Source organism: Lentibacter algarum (genome assembly GCF_040580765.1).
Classification (GTDB): Bacteria; Pseudomonadota; Alphaproteobacteria; order Rhodobacterales; family Rhodobacteraceae; genus Lentibacter; species Lentibacter algarum.
In genome coordinates this window covers 2,238,558-2,253,567 of record NZ_CP158687.1, presented here as the reverse complement: position 1 = coordinate 2,253,567, position 15,010 = coordinate 2,238,558, and the positions used below count along the sequence as shown (strand labels likewise).

The window sequence follows — 15,010 nt, the reverse complement described above, 5'->3', positions numbered from 1 at the left end:
TTGTATGGGCGCGGTCAACCTTTCAACAGAGCTCCTGAGAGCCTTCATCACCGTGATTGAAGTGGCAAGCTTCACGCGCGCGGCCGAGATACTCGGCCGGACACAACCGGCGATCAGCCTTCAAGTGAAGCGCTTGGAAGAAGCTGTTGGCTATCCGCTTATTGCGCGGAAAGGCAAAGAGATCTCGCTGACGGAACGGGGTGAGGCCCTGGCAATACATGCGCGTCAGATCCTCCGCCTGAACGATCTGGCGATGGCAGAATTTGAGCAACGTGATCCTGCTGCAAGATTGCGGGTCGGGTTGCCTGTGGACTATGCAGTAAACACCCTGCAAGCCTGCCTGACAGATGTCGTCCGACAATTCCCGGATACACAGATCGAAATTCGATGTGACCTTTCAAAGCATCTGCTGATGGCAATGCGCAGCAACGAAATCGACATCGCCGTGGCGCTGTTTGACGGTGACGACCAACAGTTTTTGTTCCGCAACTGGAAGGAACAACCAACATGGGTTGGTGCCAACGCATTCGAAATCCCGGAAAACACCGATATCCCTCTCGTCGCTCATCCCTATGGCTGTGTTTACCGCGATCGCATGGCCACTGCTTTGAAGTTGGCAGGAAAGAGTTGGCGCATAGCCTACTCCAGCCCCGGCATTGGCGGCGTTCAACGTGCGGTCCAGGATGGCCTTGGCCTTTCTTGCCTCACCGCTCCGACGGTCCAAAGCGGTATGCGCACGTTCTCTGAACAAGACGGCCTGCCGGTTCTCGCCCCTTTGCACATCGGGCTTTTCGCACGACAGGCTCAGTTGGGCGCAGGCGGATACGCTGCCATGGATGCCATGATCAACACCTTGGAGCAGCGTTCTTCGAGTGCCGTTGATGCATAACCGCTCATTATATGAGCATATCAACGATAAATTTCCCAAAAGTCCTGTTTTACCATACCATTTAAAAAAAATCGGACTGAACACTATGGTTCAGCGAAAAATCAAATGCTCTTTTGCTGGGAAAGAGCGACCAAATGGGAGACACAAATGTACAGACCGACCGTAACTTCATCACTATTTGGCTTGAACCGCCGCCAGCTTCTGAAAGCCGGCGGTGCAGCCGTTTTGACAACACCTTTTGTCAGCCGCGCTTGGGCTGCGACGACTGAGATCAACATGCTCGCCTGGTACGGTCATGGTGAGCCAGACGTTGTTGCCGAATACGAAGAAGCCAACAATGTGAAGTTCGTGCCAAAGTACTACGCTGGTGGCGACAACATGCTGGCACTGATCGCGCAATCGCCTCCTGGTACCTACGATCTGATCCTGTCGGACGCTGAATTTGTGCAGCAATTGAACGCAGCTGGCTACATCGAAGAAATGAACGCGGCAGATTATCCGCTGGATGACATGCTGCATGAAGACTTCTCGCAGTTCCCCGGCCACTGGGCAGACGGCAAGATGTACTCCATGATCCTGCGCGGTGGCCATCTGGGCGTGTCCTACAACAAGAATTCCGTGACCGAGGAAGAAGCCCAAAGCTATGCCTGCTTCTGGAAGCCAGAACTTGAAGGCAAAGTGGGCCATTTCGACTGGCATCTGCCCACGCTGGGCATGATGAGCCTTTATGACGGCAACGGCGCAGGCCTTTGGGACCTGAACGACGACCAATGGGCGAAGGTGCAAGAAACCACGATGAGCCTGCGCAAACAGGTTGGCGGCTTCTTTGACTATGGCGGCACGTTCAACGGCCTCAAGAACGGTGAGATGCAGGCGATGTGCGGCATCGGCGACTGGATCACCGGCGTTCTGGAAAAAGACGGCGCGCCCGTGGCCTCCGTGATCCCGAAGGAGGGCGGCATCCAGTTCACCGAAAGCTATTCCATCGGCAAGGGCAGCGAAAAAGCGGATGAAGCCAAGAAGTTCATCCAGTACATGATGTCTCCTGCTGGTCAGGTGAAGTCTGCTCAGATGGCAGCCTACCCTGGTTTCTGCGTCACCAAAGCGGGCCGCGCGGCCCTGGTCGAGGCAGATATGGCGGAAGCCAAGCGTTCGCATCAGATTGATGGTGATTCGCAGGATCCGATCACGCTGATCAAGGAAGGCCGGATTCACTACCGCGACATCCCCCAGCAGCAGACGCTGGAGGACTGGAACGACTTCTGGTCCGAGTACAAGAGCGCCTGATCTGACGGCCTAAAGACACCAAAGCGGGCGGCCCTGTGGCCGCCCCATTTTCCCAGACACGCGAAAGTCCCATGTCATCCAATCCTGAACAACGCCCAAACCTTTATGCGCTGACCTGGCGGCTGCCGATCATCTTCTGGCAGCTGATCTTCTTTGTCGGGCCGGTCCTGTTCATGGTCGCGATGTCGTTCTTCCTGGTAAAGAACTACCGCATGACCGAAGCGTTCGAGTTCGTGAACTGGTCACGGATGCTGACGCGAGGCTTCTTCTGGGACAGCTATTGGTACACGATAGGCATCGCAACGCTGTCCACTGTCTGCGCGATGTGCATCGCCTTTCCCGCTGCCTTTGCACTGGCCTTCCGCGCTTCTGAAAGCACCCGACGCTGGGCGATTTTCCTGCTGATCATTCCGTTTTTCACCAGCTATCTGGTACGCACCTTTTCATGGTTCGTGATCCTGTCCGAAAGCGGCGTGGTCAATGCCATGCTGGGTTATGTCGGCCTGGGCCCCTACACGATGCTGAACACGAACTTCGGCACGCTGGTGGGCTATATGACCCTGACGCTGCCTCTGGTCGTCATCCTGCAAACCGTCACGATGGCGAACATCGACAAGAACCTGATTGAGGCCGCGCGCAATCTGGGCTGTTCGCCCCTGCGCACGATCTGGCAAGTGATCATTCCGCTGTCCAAGACCGGGCTGATTATCGCCGCGATCTTCTGCTTTATTCTGTCCTTTGGTGACTTTGTCGCCCCCTTCTATCTGGGCGGATCGCAGGAGCCGACCCTGCCGATCTTGATCCTTGATACCACCAAATCCGGCCAGCAATGGCCCCGCGCCGCCGTGGTCGCGATCATGATGATGGTCACGCTCTTTGCCATCGCCTTCACCGGCATCGCCTTGGCCTACCGCAAGGGGAAAGGCGCGAAATGAAACAGAGCCGGTCCCTCAACTTCATCCTTGGCATCTATGTTGTTCTGATCTTCGCCTTCGTCTTTGCGCCGATCATTTTTAGCATGATCTTTTCCTTCAACTCGCAACGCTTCCCGACGATCCCTCTCGGAGAGTTCTCGACCGAGTGGTATGCAAAGGTGCTGGCCGATCCCGACATCTGGAAAGCCGCGCGGAACAGCCTGATCGTGTCCTGTTCGACCGCGGTGATCGCGACGTTCCTCGGGTTCTGCACAGCCTACTCCGATTTCCGCTACAACTTCCGCTTCAAGGGGCCCTACCTTGCGCTGATCCTGCTGCCGCCAACGATCCCGCTGATCATCATGGCGCTGGCAATGCTCGCGTGGCTGTCCAAGATCGGGATGTCGGGTCAGCTTTACTCAATCATTATCGCGCATAGCGTGCTGACCGCGCCCTTTGCGATGGCCGTCATCCGTTTGCGCTTGAACCAGATGGACCCTGATCTGGAATCTGCAGCCTGGAACCTGGGTGGATCGGAATGGCAGACCATGCGTCATGTGATCATTCCTTTCTGCAAGCCTGCGATATTTTCCAGCCTTTTCCTGACCGCCGCCGTATCGTTCGACGAGTTTGCTGTTTCGTGGTTCGTCTCCGGCCTGAACAGCACGCTGCCCGTGGTCGTTCTCGAAATCGTGCAGGGCAACATTGATCCGCAGGTCAACGCGATCGGCACTTTCGTGTTCCTCACCTCAATGACGCTGGTTGTGTTGGCGCAGCTCTTCTTCGCCAGCCGGCAAATAAAGGGCATCCAATCATGACCAAACCTCTGGTTGTATTTGACAAAGTACAAAAGCACTTCGGCAATTTTGTTGCTGTGAAGGAACTGGATTTCGAAATCCGCGAGGGCGAGTTCCTCGCGATCATGGGGCCGTCTGGCTGCGGCAAAACCACAACCTTGCGCATGCTCGCGGGCCTTGAGGCGCCGAGCATTGGCGAAATTCGTCTGAACGGTCAGGTAATGAATGATGTCGCCCCGCATGAGCGCGACACACCGCTGGTGTGGCAATCGCTCGCGCTGTTTCCCTTTCTGACGGCACGTGAGAACGTCGAATTTGGGCTCAAGATGCGCGGCGTTGACAAGGCGGAACGCAAAGAGCGTGCGTTCAAATGGCTCGACAAGATGGGAATTCTCGAATTTGAGAACCGCCATATTTCGACCTTGTCAGGTGGTCAAAAGCAGCGCGTCGCATTGGCCCGTTCACTGGTGATGGAGCCACAAATCCTGCTTCTGGACGAACCGCTGTCAGCTCTGGATGCGCATTTGGTCATCCGCATGCAGGCTGTGCTCACTGACCTTCAGCGCGAGTTGGGGATTACATTCGTCTATGTGACCCACTCGCAATCCGAAGCCTTTGCCATGGCAGACCGCGTCATCATTATGGGCAAGGGCGAGATCGGCCAAATCGGCACACCCAAGGAAATCTATCGTGCGCCTGCGAACCAGTTTGTCGCCGAGTTTGTGGGTCGCAACAATATTCTGGCGGGCAAAGTCAAATCTGTTGACGGCGGCACGGCCCGGATCACGACACCTTCTGGTGAATTCACCGTGCCCACGAACGAGGTGAATTTGGTCGAAGACCACAACGCCAGCTTCGTGATCTCCGCCGATCTGGTGCACATCGCAACCGAGGAACCCGACGGTGGGAACAAGGCCTATTGCAAGCTGATCTCTGAGGAATTTGTCGGCTCCATGGTCACCCTGTTTCTGGAAGACGCGCAGGGCCACGAGTTCAAGGTCCAGATGCAGGAACGCGAATTGTCCAAGTTCGATCTGCATTCGGGCGATGAGATCTGGCTGTCCTGGGACACCCAAAGCGCCCATGTGTTGAACGAAAGCTGACCGAGGTGCTTCGAAACCCCATTCCTTGGCCAAATGGCGCCAAATGTGCCGTGGCAATCACCTTTGACATGGATGCGGACAGCCTGATCCATATCGCTAAGCCTGAGGACAGCCATGACCGGCTCTATCCCATCTCGATGGGCCGCTATGGTCCTTTGGTTGCACTGCCCCGCATCCTCGACACCTATCGTCGTTTGGGGCTGAAACAATCGTTCTTCATCCCTGGCTGGTGCCTTGAAACCTACCCGGATGTGGCCGAGGCGATCCTGAAAGATGGCCATGAGATCGGGCATCACGGCTACTTGCACGAGGATCCTATCAAGACACGAGGAGAGCAGCGCGAGTGGTTCGAGCGCACGCTCGATGCGCATTTGCGCATTTGCGGGCAAAAGCCTCGTGGCTACCGTGCACCGGTCTACAATATCACTCACGAAGTCGTCGATCTGATGATCGAGCACGGAATTCGCTATGACAGTTCAATGATGGCTGACGACATCCCCTATCGTTTGGATACCGAGGGCGGGTCTCTCTACGAAATGCCCGTACATTGGGGGACCGACGATTGGCCACCTTTCGCACATTACGACGAGATTGGGTACATGATGCCGGTGCGCGGGCCGTCTCAGGGCTTGGCCGGGTTCTGGGAGGAGTTCGAGGCGCAGTACGACGCCGGTGGTTTCTTCATGCTGATCATCCACCCATTCCTGACCGGGCGATTGGCCCGTTGGAAACAGGTCGAAGCATGGATTGCCAAAACACAGGAAACCAAAGACGTCTGGTTTGCCACCCTTGACGAAATTGCCGATCATATGGACCATTTGCAGAAGGACGGCATCTGGACGCCAAGCGTTGAGCGGCTGCCCTATTATGACGGGCCAATCCTGGGGGACACCACATGAACGCTGACGACACACGCCTGCTGCGCATTGCTTACGAGGAGGCCAAAGCCGGGTTTGACGAAGGCGGGTGCCCGATAGGTTCAGTGCTGGCGCGCGGTGGAGAGGTTGTAGCACAGGGGCGCAATCAGCGGGTGCAAAAAGGCGACCCGATTGCCCACGGCGAGATGGATGCATTGCGCAAGGCCGGCCGCCAGAAGACTTATCGCGACACCACGCTCTATACCTCGCTTAGCCCATGCATGATGTGCACCGGGACAATCATTCAGTTCGGTATCCCGCGCGTGGTGATCGGTGAAAACAAAAACTTTGGTGGCAACGAAGAGTTCTTGCGCTCGAAGGGCGTTGAAGTGATCGTCGCAGATGACCCGGATTGCATCGCTCTGATGCGTAGGTTTATCGATGAAGAGCCGGAACTATGGGCTGAGGACATCGCAGAGTAATTGCGTCCTGCACGCAACCTCCCTGGTCAATAAGTCTTGGAAATTCGATGTGCCGGGCCCGCCTTCGGACAGATTGGTTCCCGATACTGTTGGAGAAAGCGAGCTAAGAGGGCAGGTGTGATCAAAAACGAGAGCAAGACTGTGGATCGACCGGATCTCGTGCCATCTGGGGCGTTCAGCTATCCTGTCAAAGACCCTCAGGAAACCCGGTGGTTCGGATTCCTGCTGTTGCCCCAATTCACTTTGCTTGCTTTCAGCGCTGCTTTGGATCCATTGCGTATCGCGAACCAGCTTGCCCAAAAACCACTCTATGGATGGCTGGCCATCTCAGATAACGGCAAGGCTGTTTCGTCATCCTCCGGCATCGATATTGATGTGCATGGCAGCCTGAGCGATCTGAACCCCGATACCTACCTTTTTGTTTGTTCCGGCAACAACGGTATCCAGGCTGCGTCGGACGATGTCTTGGGAGGTATACGCCGCCACGCCCGGTTTGGCGGCAAACTCGGCGGCATCTGCACCGGTGCTGCGACCCTCGCACGCGCGGGTTGTCTCAGTGACAAAACTTTTACACTTCATTGGGAAAACCAGCCCGGCTTCGTCGAGGAATTCCCGGATCTGGAACCCACGGCACAGAGGTTCGAAAGGGACGGAAGTCTGCTAACGTGCGGCGGCGGTGTGGCGGCAACTGAAATGATGATTTCGATCATCGCTGAAGACTATGGCGAGGATTTTGCAATCGCAGTCTCGGATATGTGCTTGAACGGTCCCGATGTCGCGATCCGCAGCGAACAGCGCTCCTCAATCGCCAAAGCCATCAGCTCGCGCAATCCACGTATCCTTGCTGTTCTGCGGGCCATGTATGACAGCATTGAGGACCCACTGACACTCGACGAACTTGCCACAAGCGCGGGTATCTCGCGCCGCCAGATTGAACGTCAGTTCAGGCAGTTGCTAAACGAGGCCCCGGCGCAAACCTACCGTAACATCAGATTGGAACGTGCGCGCACTTTGCTGACAGAAACCAACCTGAGTGTCATGGAAGTCGCTATGGCCTCAGGGTTCAATTCGAACAACGTATTCTCACGGCACTACAAAGAACGATACGGCGAGACACCCTATGGGCACCGAGGGCGGCTCAAGACTCTGAGTAGCAATGAATAGTTCACGAACAGAGCTGATATGAGCAGCTATAGCTGCTCATACCGTAAAGTAGGATCGGTTACCCGACGACGTTGAAGTCGGGGCCATATGGGTAACCTGTTATGTTCTCGTTGCCATCCTCAGTAATCACAAGGATGTCGTGCTCACGATACCCACCTGCGCCGGGTTGGCCGTCTGGGATCGTCAGCATTGGCTCCATGGAAATTACCATGCCAGGCTCTAGCACGGTGTCGATGTCTTCGCGCAGCTCAAGCCCTGCCTCGCGGCCATAGTAGTGGCTAAGAACGCCGAATGAGTGGCCGTAGCCAAAGGTCCGGTATTGCAGCATGTCACGTTCCGCAAAGAAATCGTTGATCTTATGCGTGACCTCGGCGCAGGACGCGCCGGGCTTGAGCAGGCTCATTCCATATTCATGGGCAGCAACGTTCGCTTCCCACACCTTAAGGCTGGCCGGATCCACTTCCTCGACGAAGAGCGTGCGCTCGAGCGCCGTATAATAGCCCGAGATCATCGGGAAGGTATTCAGGCTTAGGATGTCACCGCGCTCCAGCTTGCGGCAGGTGACTGGGTTGTGCGCGCCATCGGTATTGATGCCGGATTGGAACCAGACCCACGTGTCGCGGATCTCAGAGTCTGGGAAACGCTTGGAAATCTCCAGCTCCATCGCGTCACGGCCCGCCATGGCCACGTCGACCTCGCGCGCGCCTACCTTGATCGCTTCCTTGATGGCATAGCCACCCACATCCGCAGTCGCAGCACCGGCACGGATCAGCTCAATTTCTGCGGCAGATTTGTGCATGCGCAGACGCATCGTGGCGGGCGCAATGTCCTTCTTGGCCGAGGGTGTCAGGAATTCATCCATCAGGCCCAGTTGCGTGTAAGAGATGTGATCCCCTTCGAAACCGATCACCTTGCCCGACCCTGTCACGGAGTGGATCGCCCGCCAGTAGTTGTTCCGCTGCCAGTCGGTGTAGGTGATGTTGTCACCGTACCCGCGACGCCAAGGCTGTGCCGCGTCGATGCCTGCGCTGAACGTGACGGTTTCGGTCGCCGTGACGACCTGCGCATAAGGCCGCCCGAAGGCACAATACAGAAAACCCGAGTAGTAGGAGACGTTGTGCATAGACGTCATCACAACGGCGTCAATGCCCTCGTCCACCATGACCGCACGCAGCTTGGTCAGACGTGCTTCGTATTCGGCGTCTGCAAAAGGCAGCACCTTTTCGCCTTGGTGAAAACGGTAAAAATCGGGGCGCTGTCCTGCAACGCCAAACTCGGATATTCCGGCCATCGGACTACTCCTGTTCAGGCCGAGTGTGCTGAAGTGGAGTGCCAAACATACCGGTTGCACCTTCCCTCACCACACAGCGGCAAAGCAAGATCCCGGCGTTCAGGATGGTTGGGTAGGGATGCTCTAATCGGATGTCGACTAGTGACGACGCCATCGTCAATCCCACGATCCGTCAATAGACGAAAAGCATCATCCGATCAAGAATGGTCACCGCCGAACTTTTGAAAAAACGCAAGCTGTTAGCTGCCTTTGGACGCGTCCTCTTTCGCGCTCACCCTGACGACGACGGGAAAGTCCCGCAACTCTGTGAATTCAACCAAACCCAGATTTTGCAGCCGCTGGGAAAAGCGCAAAGCGGGCTGCGACCGCAGCATCCGTGAATATGGGCTGATTTTGTTGAAAAACTCTTACTTGATTGGCGGTCGATCGGCTGATTCAATTCTCTCAACGAATGGGAGGATTGGGGATGATGGGACCGAGGCAAGAGGCGCAGGCAGCTTTGTTCTACGAGTTCTCGCTAGAGGATCACGTTCCTCATAATCACTTGGTGCGGTCGATTGATCGTTTTGTTGATCTGACCAGCGTCCGTGCTCACCTAGCGGATTTCTACAGCCACACTGGTCGGCCCTCCATCGACCCAGAGCTGCTGATCCGGATGCTTCTGATCGGGTATTGCTTTGGCATTCGATCCGAGCGGCGGCTGTGCGAAGAGGTGCATCTGAACCTTGCATACCGCTGGTTTTGCCGGCTCGATCTGACGGACAACATCCCGGATCATTCGAGCTTTTCCAAGAACCGTCACGGTCGCTTTCGGGAGAGCGACCTGTTGCGCCATGTGTTTGAGGGGACGGTCGCGCGCTGCATGGAAGAGGGTTTGGTCGGCGGCCAGGGCTTCGCCGTCGATGCTAGCTTGATCAGCGCTGATGTCCAAAAGCAGAACTCCAGCAATCCAGAGGATTGGGCAGCACGCGAGATTAATCCGAACGATGCGCCCCGGGCGGTGCGCGAGTATCTCGACACTCTGGACAACGAAGCCTTCGGAGCAGCGACCACCGCCAAGCCAAAGTTCACCGCCCATGCTGACCCCGCAAGCCAATGGACTGCCGCGCGCAAAGGCCCGGCATTCTTTGCCTATTCCGACAACTATCTGATCGATACGGACCACGGCATCATTGTCGATGTTGACGCCAGCCGGTCGAACAAGACCGCTGAGGTCGGCGCGATGCGCAAGATGCTAGATCGGACCGAAAAGCGCTTTGGCGTGAAGCCCGATTGGATCGCGGCAGACACGGCCTACGGGTCTTCAGACACTCTGGTCTGGCTGGCATTAATGCGCCAAATCCTCCCCTTTATTCCCGTCTTTGACAAAGGCGAACGGACGGACGGAACCTTCTCGCGCTCCGACTTCACATGGGATGATGAGAACGACCGGTACATCTGCCCGGGCGGCAAAGAGATGCGGCATACATGGCGGACCTATTCTGATCCAAAACGGAATGCGCCAGTTTGGAAATCCAGAAACTATCGGGCACTGAAATCAGACTGCACAGGATGCGAGCTGAAAGCAAAGTGCTGCCCTAACGCGGAAACGCGTTCGGTCCATCGCGATAAATATGAGATCGTCAGAGACTTCGCTCGCCAATGCACTGCCTCTGAGTTCAACCCCAAGGCTCAGGCGCGACGAAAAAAGGTCGAAATGCTCTTTGCCCACCTCAAACGCATCCTCGGCCTGGGGCGGCTCCGATTACGGGGCCCATGCGGCGTTCAAGACGAATTTACCCTCGCAGCCACCGCCCAAAACCTCCGGAAACTCGCAAAGCTCAAACCGATGGAGCCCGCCGCAGGTTGAAGCGGCGGCTACGCCTTAGACATCTGAACGAAATCAGACCAATACCTCAAACAGACGCCCCGAAATCAGCGACTTTTTCAACGGAATCGGCTTGCATTTCGTTTTCGCCGCCACGTGATCTCAAATCTCTTGTGATCTGGCGAACGGCAAGCACCGTTCGCCAACATTGCCTAGATATCTATGCGCTCCGCAATACTCAGAGCATCTTCCAACTCAACGCCTAAATATCGCACCGTACTATCAACTTTTGTGTGACCAAGTAGAAGCTGCACCGCGCGAAGGTTGCCCGTCTTGCGGTATATCTCGGCAGCTTTGGTCCGGCGGAGCGAATGAGTGCCGTAACCGCTCGGTTCCAGTCCAATTGCAGTCACCCAATCACGAACAAGTCGACCATATTGCCGCGTGGAGATGTGCAGACGGTCGTGGAAGCGGCTGGGAAACATGAAAAGGCAGCCGATCATTTCAGGCGACCTAACCCAAGCAGTAATAGTTTCTCTCGTGTTTCCGGTCAGTTCAAACCGAACCGGTTTTTTGGTTTTGCTCTGGATCACCGAAACTCGTTCGCGAACGTGATCATCTTTGACCAAATCGGTCACGGCGAGTTTGACTAAGTCGCACCCTCGCAACTTGCTATCAATCGCAACGTTGAACAGTGCGAGGTCGCGAAGGTAGCCTGCAATCTCGAGCCGAGCGCGGATTGCCCAAACCTGTTTGGGAAACAGCGGTCGTTTCTGGCCGATGATCCGCCCTTTGTTCCAAGCTTTGCGTTTTGGGGTGACTGCGGGAAGTTGGACTCGTGGCATAACATGCCCTCCAATCCTCCCTCCAAACCCAGACGTCAGCACCGCGCTGACGTCTGGAGCATAGCATCGGGTCGACACACTGTGGCCCGTCAATGGTGCTTAGGTTTTTTTGCTTGGGATTTATGCGGCGGGAAAGCTCCGCGACTTGATCTTTAACTGCCATATCCATGCTCCGGGTTGTGCGAATGGCTGCTTCTTACGCCGTATTGCAGCATCAAAACCTTCGCCAATGCAGCACATTCCGTGCTGCAAGCGCACGCAGCACAAAATAAGGACTTCCGCTGTGGGGCTCTTTCTTGCCGTTCGCTGCGTCTTGGACCAACGACCGCTGTGCGAATGTCTCAATAGTAACTTTCTAAGGCATGCCTTTCAGCCTGACAGTCAATAGAGTTTCGCAGTACTTCGTTACAACGCTTTTTGCATAAAAAGCGCTCAAAACGCAGCGTAGCGCAGTAACCCTAGTTGCTAGCCACACTGAGCGCTGACGCAACGTGGTCACCGCCTACAGCCCGCGCACAGACGCTGTGTGACACCACAATACTCAATTGCCGGATATTGGTCCCTGCGCGCCCTGCGGCTTGAGCCTGTCGTAATCCGCCTGTGATGTTGAAGTTGATAGGGCTGAGGGCATGCCACCACTTGCAGCGTCTGGCGCAGCCTGTTGTTGGCTTGGCACATTGGGCTTGGGAATTTGCGGAGCTGCAATGGCTTTGCCAATGCGCGACTTTGGCTGCTTCTTGGCATTGACGTCGCCACCTTTGAGCCGTGTCTCAAGCTTGTTGGCCAAGAAGCTTGTGGTGTTGGCAAAGATCTTAATGTCCTCAATGGCTTGATCCAGCTGAACACTAGCTGAAGCCTTCTCAATCACATCTATCAGTCGGCGCAGTTCCTCGCGGTCAGTCATACTCTGCTCCTGGCTGGGGGAGTGGGGTACGCAAAAGGCCACCCCAAAAGTGTAAGTACTTCCCGCTAAAAAACCGCAGCGCAGATTTTTGAGGCTGCAAGGGGAATTTCGGATGAGATACGTCATAAATGACGTTGCAATGATTAAATCGCATTATACCGCCATCCGTTCCGGCGCACGCCAAACCGCTTCTGCCTGCTCAGCTATGGCCCTGTCACACAGCGCCTTTAGATAAGCCAAACGCTTGCCCCACGCTTGATGATCTTGCTGATTACTTTCTGCCAATCGCGCTGCATAATAGCCGAGTTTGCTCGAACATATACTGAGCGTGCCAACACTTGGTTCCGTGTTGTGATAGCGCAGCACGCGGATATAGCCCTCACTGCGCCCCAGCCAGCTGTGACAGAACTCTGGTGTGTTCTGCACGATACCGGTTGCGATCAATTCATCGCGCATGTGTTCTAAAAGTCTTATGCTCATCCAATTCTCCCAGTGTTATGGCCTCGCAAGTATTTATCAAAACACAGTTGTGTTGGAGCAAACACTAGGGCGGATAGTGTCGCTCAGCACCCAAGCCAGAAGCTGTGTTGCGGAAACTTCTTGCGACACTGTAGGGCGAGACTGTGTTGTGGGAATTTCTCAGGAGACTGTGGGATAACCACTATGTTGCAACCACAAACCTACAACACAGTGGTTCCAACACAATTGTGCGTGCCTGTTTTTGGGACACAGCATAATCTGTTTCTTCCCCGTTTTGCGCCTTCGTTGATAAATAAACATGGAGGTCCGCAATGGGATTTGAGCAGCGCAAACAGGAACGACAGGCATTGGTACAGCACTTGTTGGCACAAGACTGGAATGTGTTTGGTACGCTCAAGTTCGTGAACGGCAGAACCATTGGCCGCAACACCGCTGACAAGCTCCTGCGCAGCTACTGGAACAAGATTGACCGCGTGATCTATGGCAAAGCAGCAGAGCGCCAGAACACACGCGTGCCACGCTGGTGCTTTGCGCATGAAGGGTCAGACCATGAGAACTTCCATGTTCACTTTGTCATGCCAAGTCCACTGCAAGATACGGAGCACATGTGCTGTGTGCTCAATGCAGTGTGGGCACAGCATCACACTCAAACAGCACCGCTGGCTAAAAACTGGATCATGCCCGTACAAGACCGCGCAGCTGTCACGAGCTATGTTACGCATGAGTATTGGCGCATGGGCAATGATACAATTTCGGACGGTCTGTGTTGGGACGCCAAGCAATCAACCCCGCCGCCACAGCACACATTAAATGAGCACTACGCTGAGCAACAGGCACACCGTATTCAAAGGGCAGCCAGCCCACTCTGGCTAAAGCAGGCACAACAGGCATTAAACACACAACAGGCACGATATGAGGCAAGCGGTGATTTGCAGATGATGGAGCGTGGCTAAGCCCCTTCGCGCAGCAAACACCTGAGCAGTTTGAACAACACAGATGCCAATGGCGCAGGTCTTGGCACATCCTTGTTCACGAGCAATTGTTCGAACTAACGAAGGTTCAAAAGAACACAGAACATCAAGACTAGCTCAAACGAACTTGATCAAACAGACAGAGACATAAGAGCTAAACACAGCGTCAGCGGAGCATACCGTTAGACGCTTTTTTTGTGGGCGCGGGGTCGGTATGTGAGCGCTGCTTTCTATACACCAATCACTAAGCGCGAACACATATGACCAATGCTGCACTTATCTGCGCATTATCCTATAATCTCATATTATCACATATAATCAGTATCTTGGGCGTCTTTCCGGTAGCTCTACATTAAGTCTGAACATACGCTTTAGCTGTAACCAAACAGCAAGGAGCGCACATGACACATCTCGCAAAGCTTACATTCAAAACAGTTGATCGCAGCACCAAGCGCGATCCCATCATAGCGCGACGTGACAAACTCGTAGCAGGGCTTAAGGAACAAAAGCTGGTGCACGCGGCAGCACTCAACAAGCAAGACCACCGCGTTGAACGGCATAAGTGGATGACCAACGACATGGGAGAGCGTGTGATGGTCAAAACGCATCGCCGTGTCCGCCCGTGGTTCTTTGCACAAGACAGCGGCTGGTACGTGCAGTGCCGTTATGGAGCACGTGTGATTGCAGCTGATGGCACCAACAACGCAGTGTTTGTGAAGTCATTGGATGAGGTGTCAGCTGTGCTTGATGCATTTCTAAACGCGGCAGCTGCAGGGGAGCTGGACGCGGCCATTACCCGAGTAGCAGAGCGGCAACCACGTCTTAAACCAGGGGCGGCCAAGGCAGCAGCAAATGCCTGACGCAAATACAGCTAAAATAGCAGCACTTAATGATCGAGCGCGGCAGCGTCTTGATCATTGTCGCTGGATACTCACTCAGGGCGTATTGTCTTGCGATCCCCTCACAGTGGCAGAGCTGTTAATCGCTGTAGAGGACTTCGATGGCTTTACACCAGACAACGACCCATACGCGGAGCACGACTGTGGGGTCATCAAGCTCTCAGGTAACACGTTCTTTTGGAAGTTCGACTACTACGATCTAGACCTGCAGATGCACTCGCCGGATCCAAGTGATCCTGCTGTGACTGCACGGGTGCTCACAATCATGTTGGCTGATGAGTACTGAGCTCAACTCACACATCATCCCAACACAAACACAG

Annotated in this window: 16 protein-coding genes; 12 read left to right on the top strand and 4 right to left on the bottom strand. The window is 55.0% G+C overall.

Annotation, left to right across the window (positions count from 1 at the left end):
- Positions 1–4: 4 nt before the first annotated feature.
- The 8 genes from DSM117340_RS11105 to DSM117340_RS11070 all read left to right on the top strand — a co-directional run bounded on the left by DSM117340_RS11105 (position 5) and on the right by DSM117340_RS11070 (position 7,493).
- A complete protein-coding gene (locus DSM117340_RS11105) occupies positions 5–889 on the top strand; it encodes a LysR family transcriptional regulator (RefSeq protein WP_009808107.1) in 885 nt (294 codons plus the stop codon).
- 147 nt (positions 890–1,036) lie between these two features.
- On the top strand, positions 1,037–2,176 hold the full coding sequence (locus DSM117340_RS11100) for a spermidine/putrescine ABC transporter substrate-binding protein (protein WP_050757566.1): 1,140 nt from the start codon (positions 1,037–1,039) through the stop codon (positions 2,174–2,176).
- A 71-nt stretch (positions 2,177–2,247) separates the two neighbouring features.
- On the top strand, positions 2,248–3,111 hold the full coding sequence (locus tag DSM117340_RS11095; RefSeq protein ID WP_009808109.1) for an ABC transporter permease: 864 nt from the start codon (positions 2,248–2,250) through the stop codon (positions 3,109–3,111).
- Positions 3,108–3,908, top strand: a complete 801-nt coding sequence (locus DSM117340_RS11090; RefSeq protein ID WP_009808110.1) for an ABC transporter permease — start codon at positions 3,108–3,110, stop codon at positions 3,906–3,908. The genes DSM117340_RS11095 and DSM117340_RS11090 overlap by 4 nt, the downstream gene beginning before the upstream one ends.
- Positions 3,905–4,990 (top strand): ABC transporter ATP-binding protein, encoded by a 1,086-nt coding sequence (locus tag DSM117340_RS11085; RefSeq protein ID WP_009808111.1) that lies wholly within the window; start codon positions 3,905–3,907, stop codon positions 4,988–4,990. Before DSM117340_RS11090 ends, DSM117340_RS11085 begins: the two co-directional genes overlap by 4 nt.
- Before the next feature lie 5 nt (positions 4,991–4,995).
- Positions 4,996–5,889: a polysaccharide deacetylase gene (locus DSM117340_RS11080; RefSeq protein ID WP_039965789.1), complete on the top strand. Its 894-nt coding sequence runs from the start codon at positions 4,996–4,998 to the stop codon at positions 5,887–5,889.
- A complete protein-coding gene (locus tag DSM117340_RS11075; RefSeq protein ID WP_009808113.1) occupies positions 5,886–6,329 on the top strand; it encodes a nucleoside deaminase in 444 nt (147 codons plus the stop codon). The genes DSM117340_RS11080 and DSM117340_RS11075 overlap by 4 nt, the downstream gene beginning before the upstream one ends.
- A 117-nt stretch (positions 6,330–6,446) precedes the next feature.
- Positions 6,447–7,493 carry a GlxA family transcriptional regulator gene (locus DSM117340_RS11070; RefSeq protein ID WP_089894234.1) on the top strand — a complete coding sequence of 349 codons (1,047 nt, stop codon included), beginning with the start codon at positions 6,447–6,449 and terminating at the stop codon, positions 7,491–7,493.
- Positions 7,494–7,551: 58 nt separating this feature from the next.
- On the opposite strand, the gene DSM117340_RS11065 is transcribed toward DSM117340_RS11070, so the two are convergent.
- Positions 7,552–8,784: an aminopeptidase P family protein gene (locus DSM117340_RS11065; RefSeq protein ID WP_089894230.1), complete on the bottom strand. Its 1,233-nt coding sequence runs from the start codon at positions 8,782–8,784 to the stop codon at positions 7,552–7,554.
- Between the two features lie 466 nt (positions 8,785–9,250).
- Here DSM117340_RS11065 and DSM117340_RS11060 point away from each other — a divergent pair, with 466 nt between their 5' ends.
- Positions 9,251–10,633 (top strand): transposase, encoded by a 1,383-nt coding sequence (locus tag DSM117340_RS11060; protein WP_138017549.1) that lies wholly within the window; start codon positions 9,251–9,253, stop codon positions 10,631–10,633.
- 170 nt (positions 10,634–10,803) lie between these two features.
- Here DSM117340_RS11060 and DSM117340_RS11055 read toward each other — a convergent pair whose 3' ends face one another.
- The 3 genes from DSM117340_RS11055 to DSM117340_RS11045 form a co-directional block, all read right to left on the bottom strand.
- The gene (locus DSM117340_RS11055; RefSeq protein WP_089894227.1) at positions 10,804–11,436 is read right to left on the bottom strand and encodes a tyrosine-type recombinase/integrase; all 633 of its coding nucleotides are present in this window, start codon (positions 11,434–11,436) and stop codon (positions 10,804–10,806) included.
- A gap of 541 nt (positions 11,437–11,977) precedes the next feature.
- Positions 11,978–12,340, bottom strand: coding sequence for a hypothetical protein (locus DSM117340_RS11050; protein WP_089894165.1), 363 nt, complete (start codon positions 12,338–12,340; stop codon positions 11,978–11,980).
- A 153-nt stretch (positions 12,341–12,493) separates the two neighbouring features.
- Entirely contained in the window at positions 12,494–12,820 is a 327-nt protein-coding gene (locus tag DSM117340_RS11045; protein WP_143037447.1) for a DUF6626 family protein, read from the bottom strand.
- A gap of 311 nt (positions 12,821–13,131) precedes the next feature.
- Here DSM117340_RS11045 and DSM117340_RS11040 point away from each other — a divergent pair, with 311 nt between their 5' ends.
- The 3 genes from DSM117340_RS11040 (at position 13,132) to DSM117340_RS11030 (ending at position 14,976) form a co-directional block, all read left to right on the top strand.
- Positions 13,132–13,773, top strand: coding sequence for a hypothetical protein (locus DSM117340_RS11040; protein ID WP_354689615.1), 642 nt, complete (start codon positions 13,132–13,134; stop codon positions 13,771–13,773).
- Between the two features lie 419 nt (positions 13,774–14,192).
- Positions 14,193–14,651, top strand: a complete 459-nt coding sequence (locus DSM117340_RS11035) for a hypothetical protein (RefSeq protein WP_038010142.1) — start codon at positions 14,193–14,195, stop codon at positions 14,649–14,651.
- Complete coding sequence (locus tag DSM117340_RS11030; protein WP_038010143.1) at positions 14,644–14,976, top strand: DUF3768 domain-containing protein; 333 nt, start codon at positions 14,644–14,646, stop codon at positions 14,974–14,976. Before DSM117340_RS11035 ends, DSM117340_RS11030 begins: the two co-directional genes overlap by 8 nt.
- Positions 14,977–15,010: the final 34 nt, after the last annotated feature.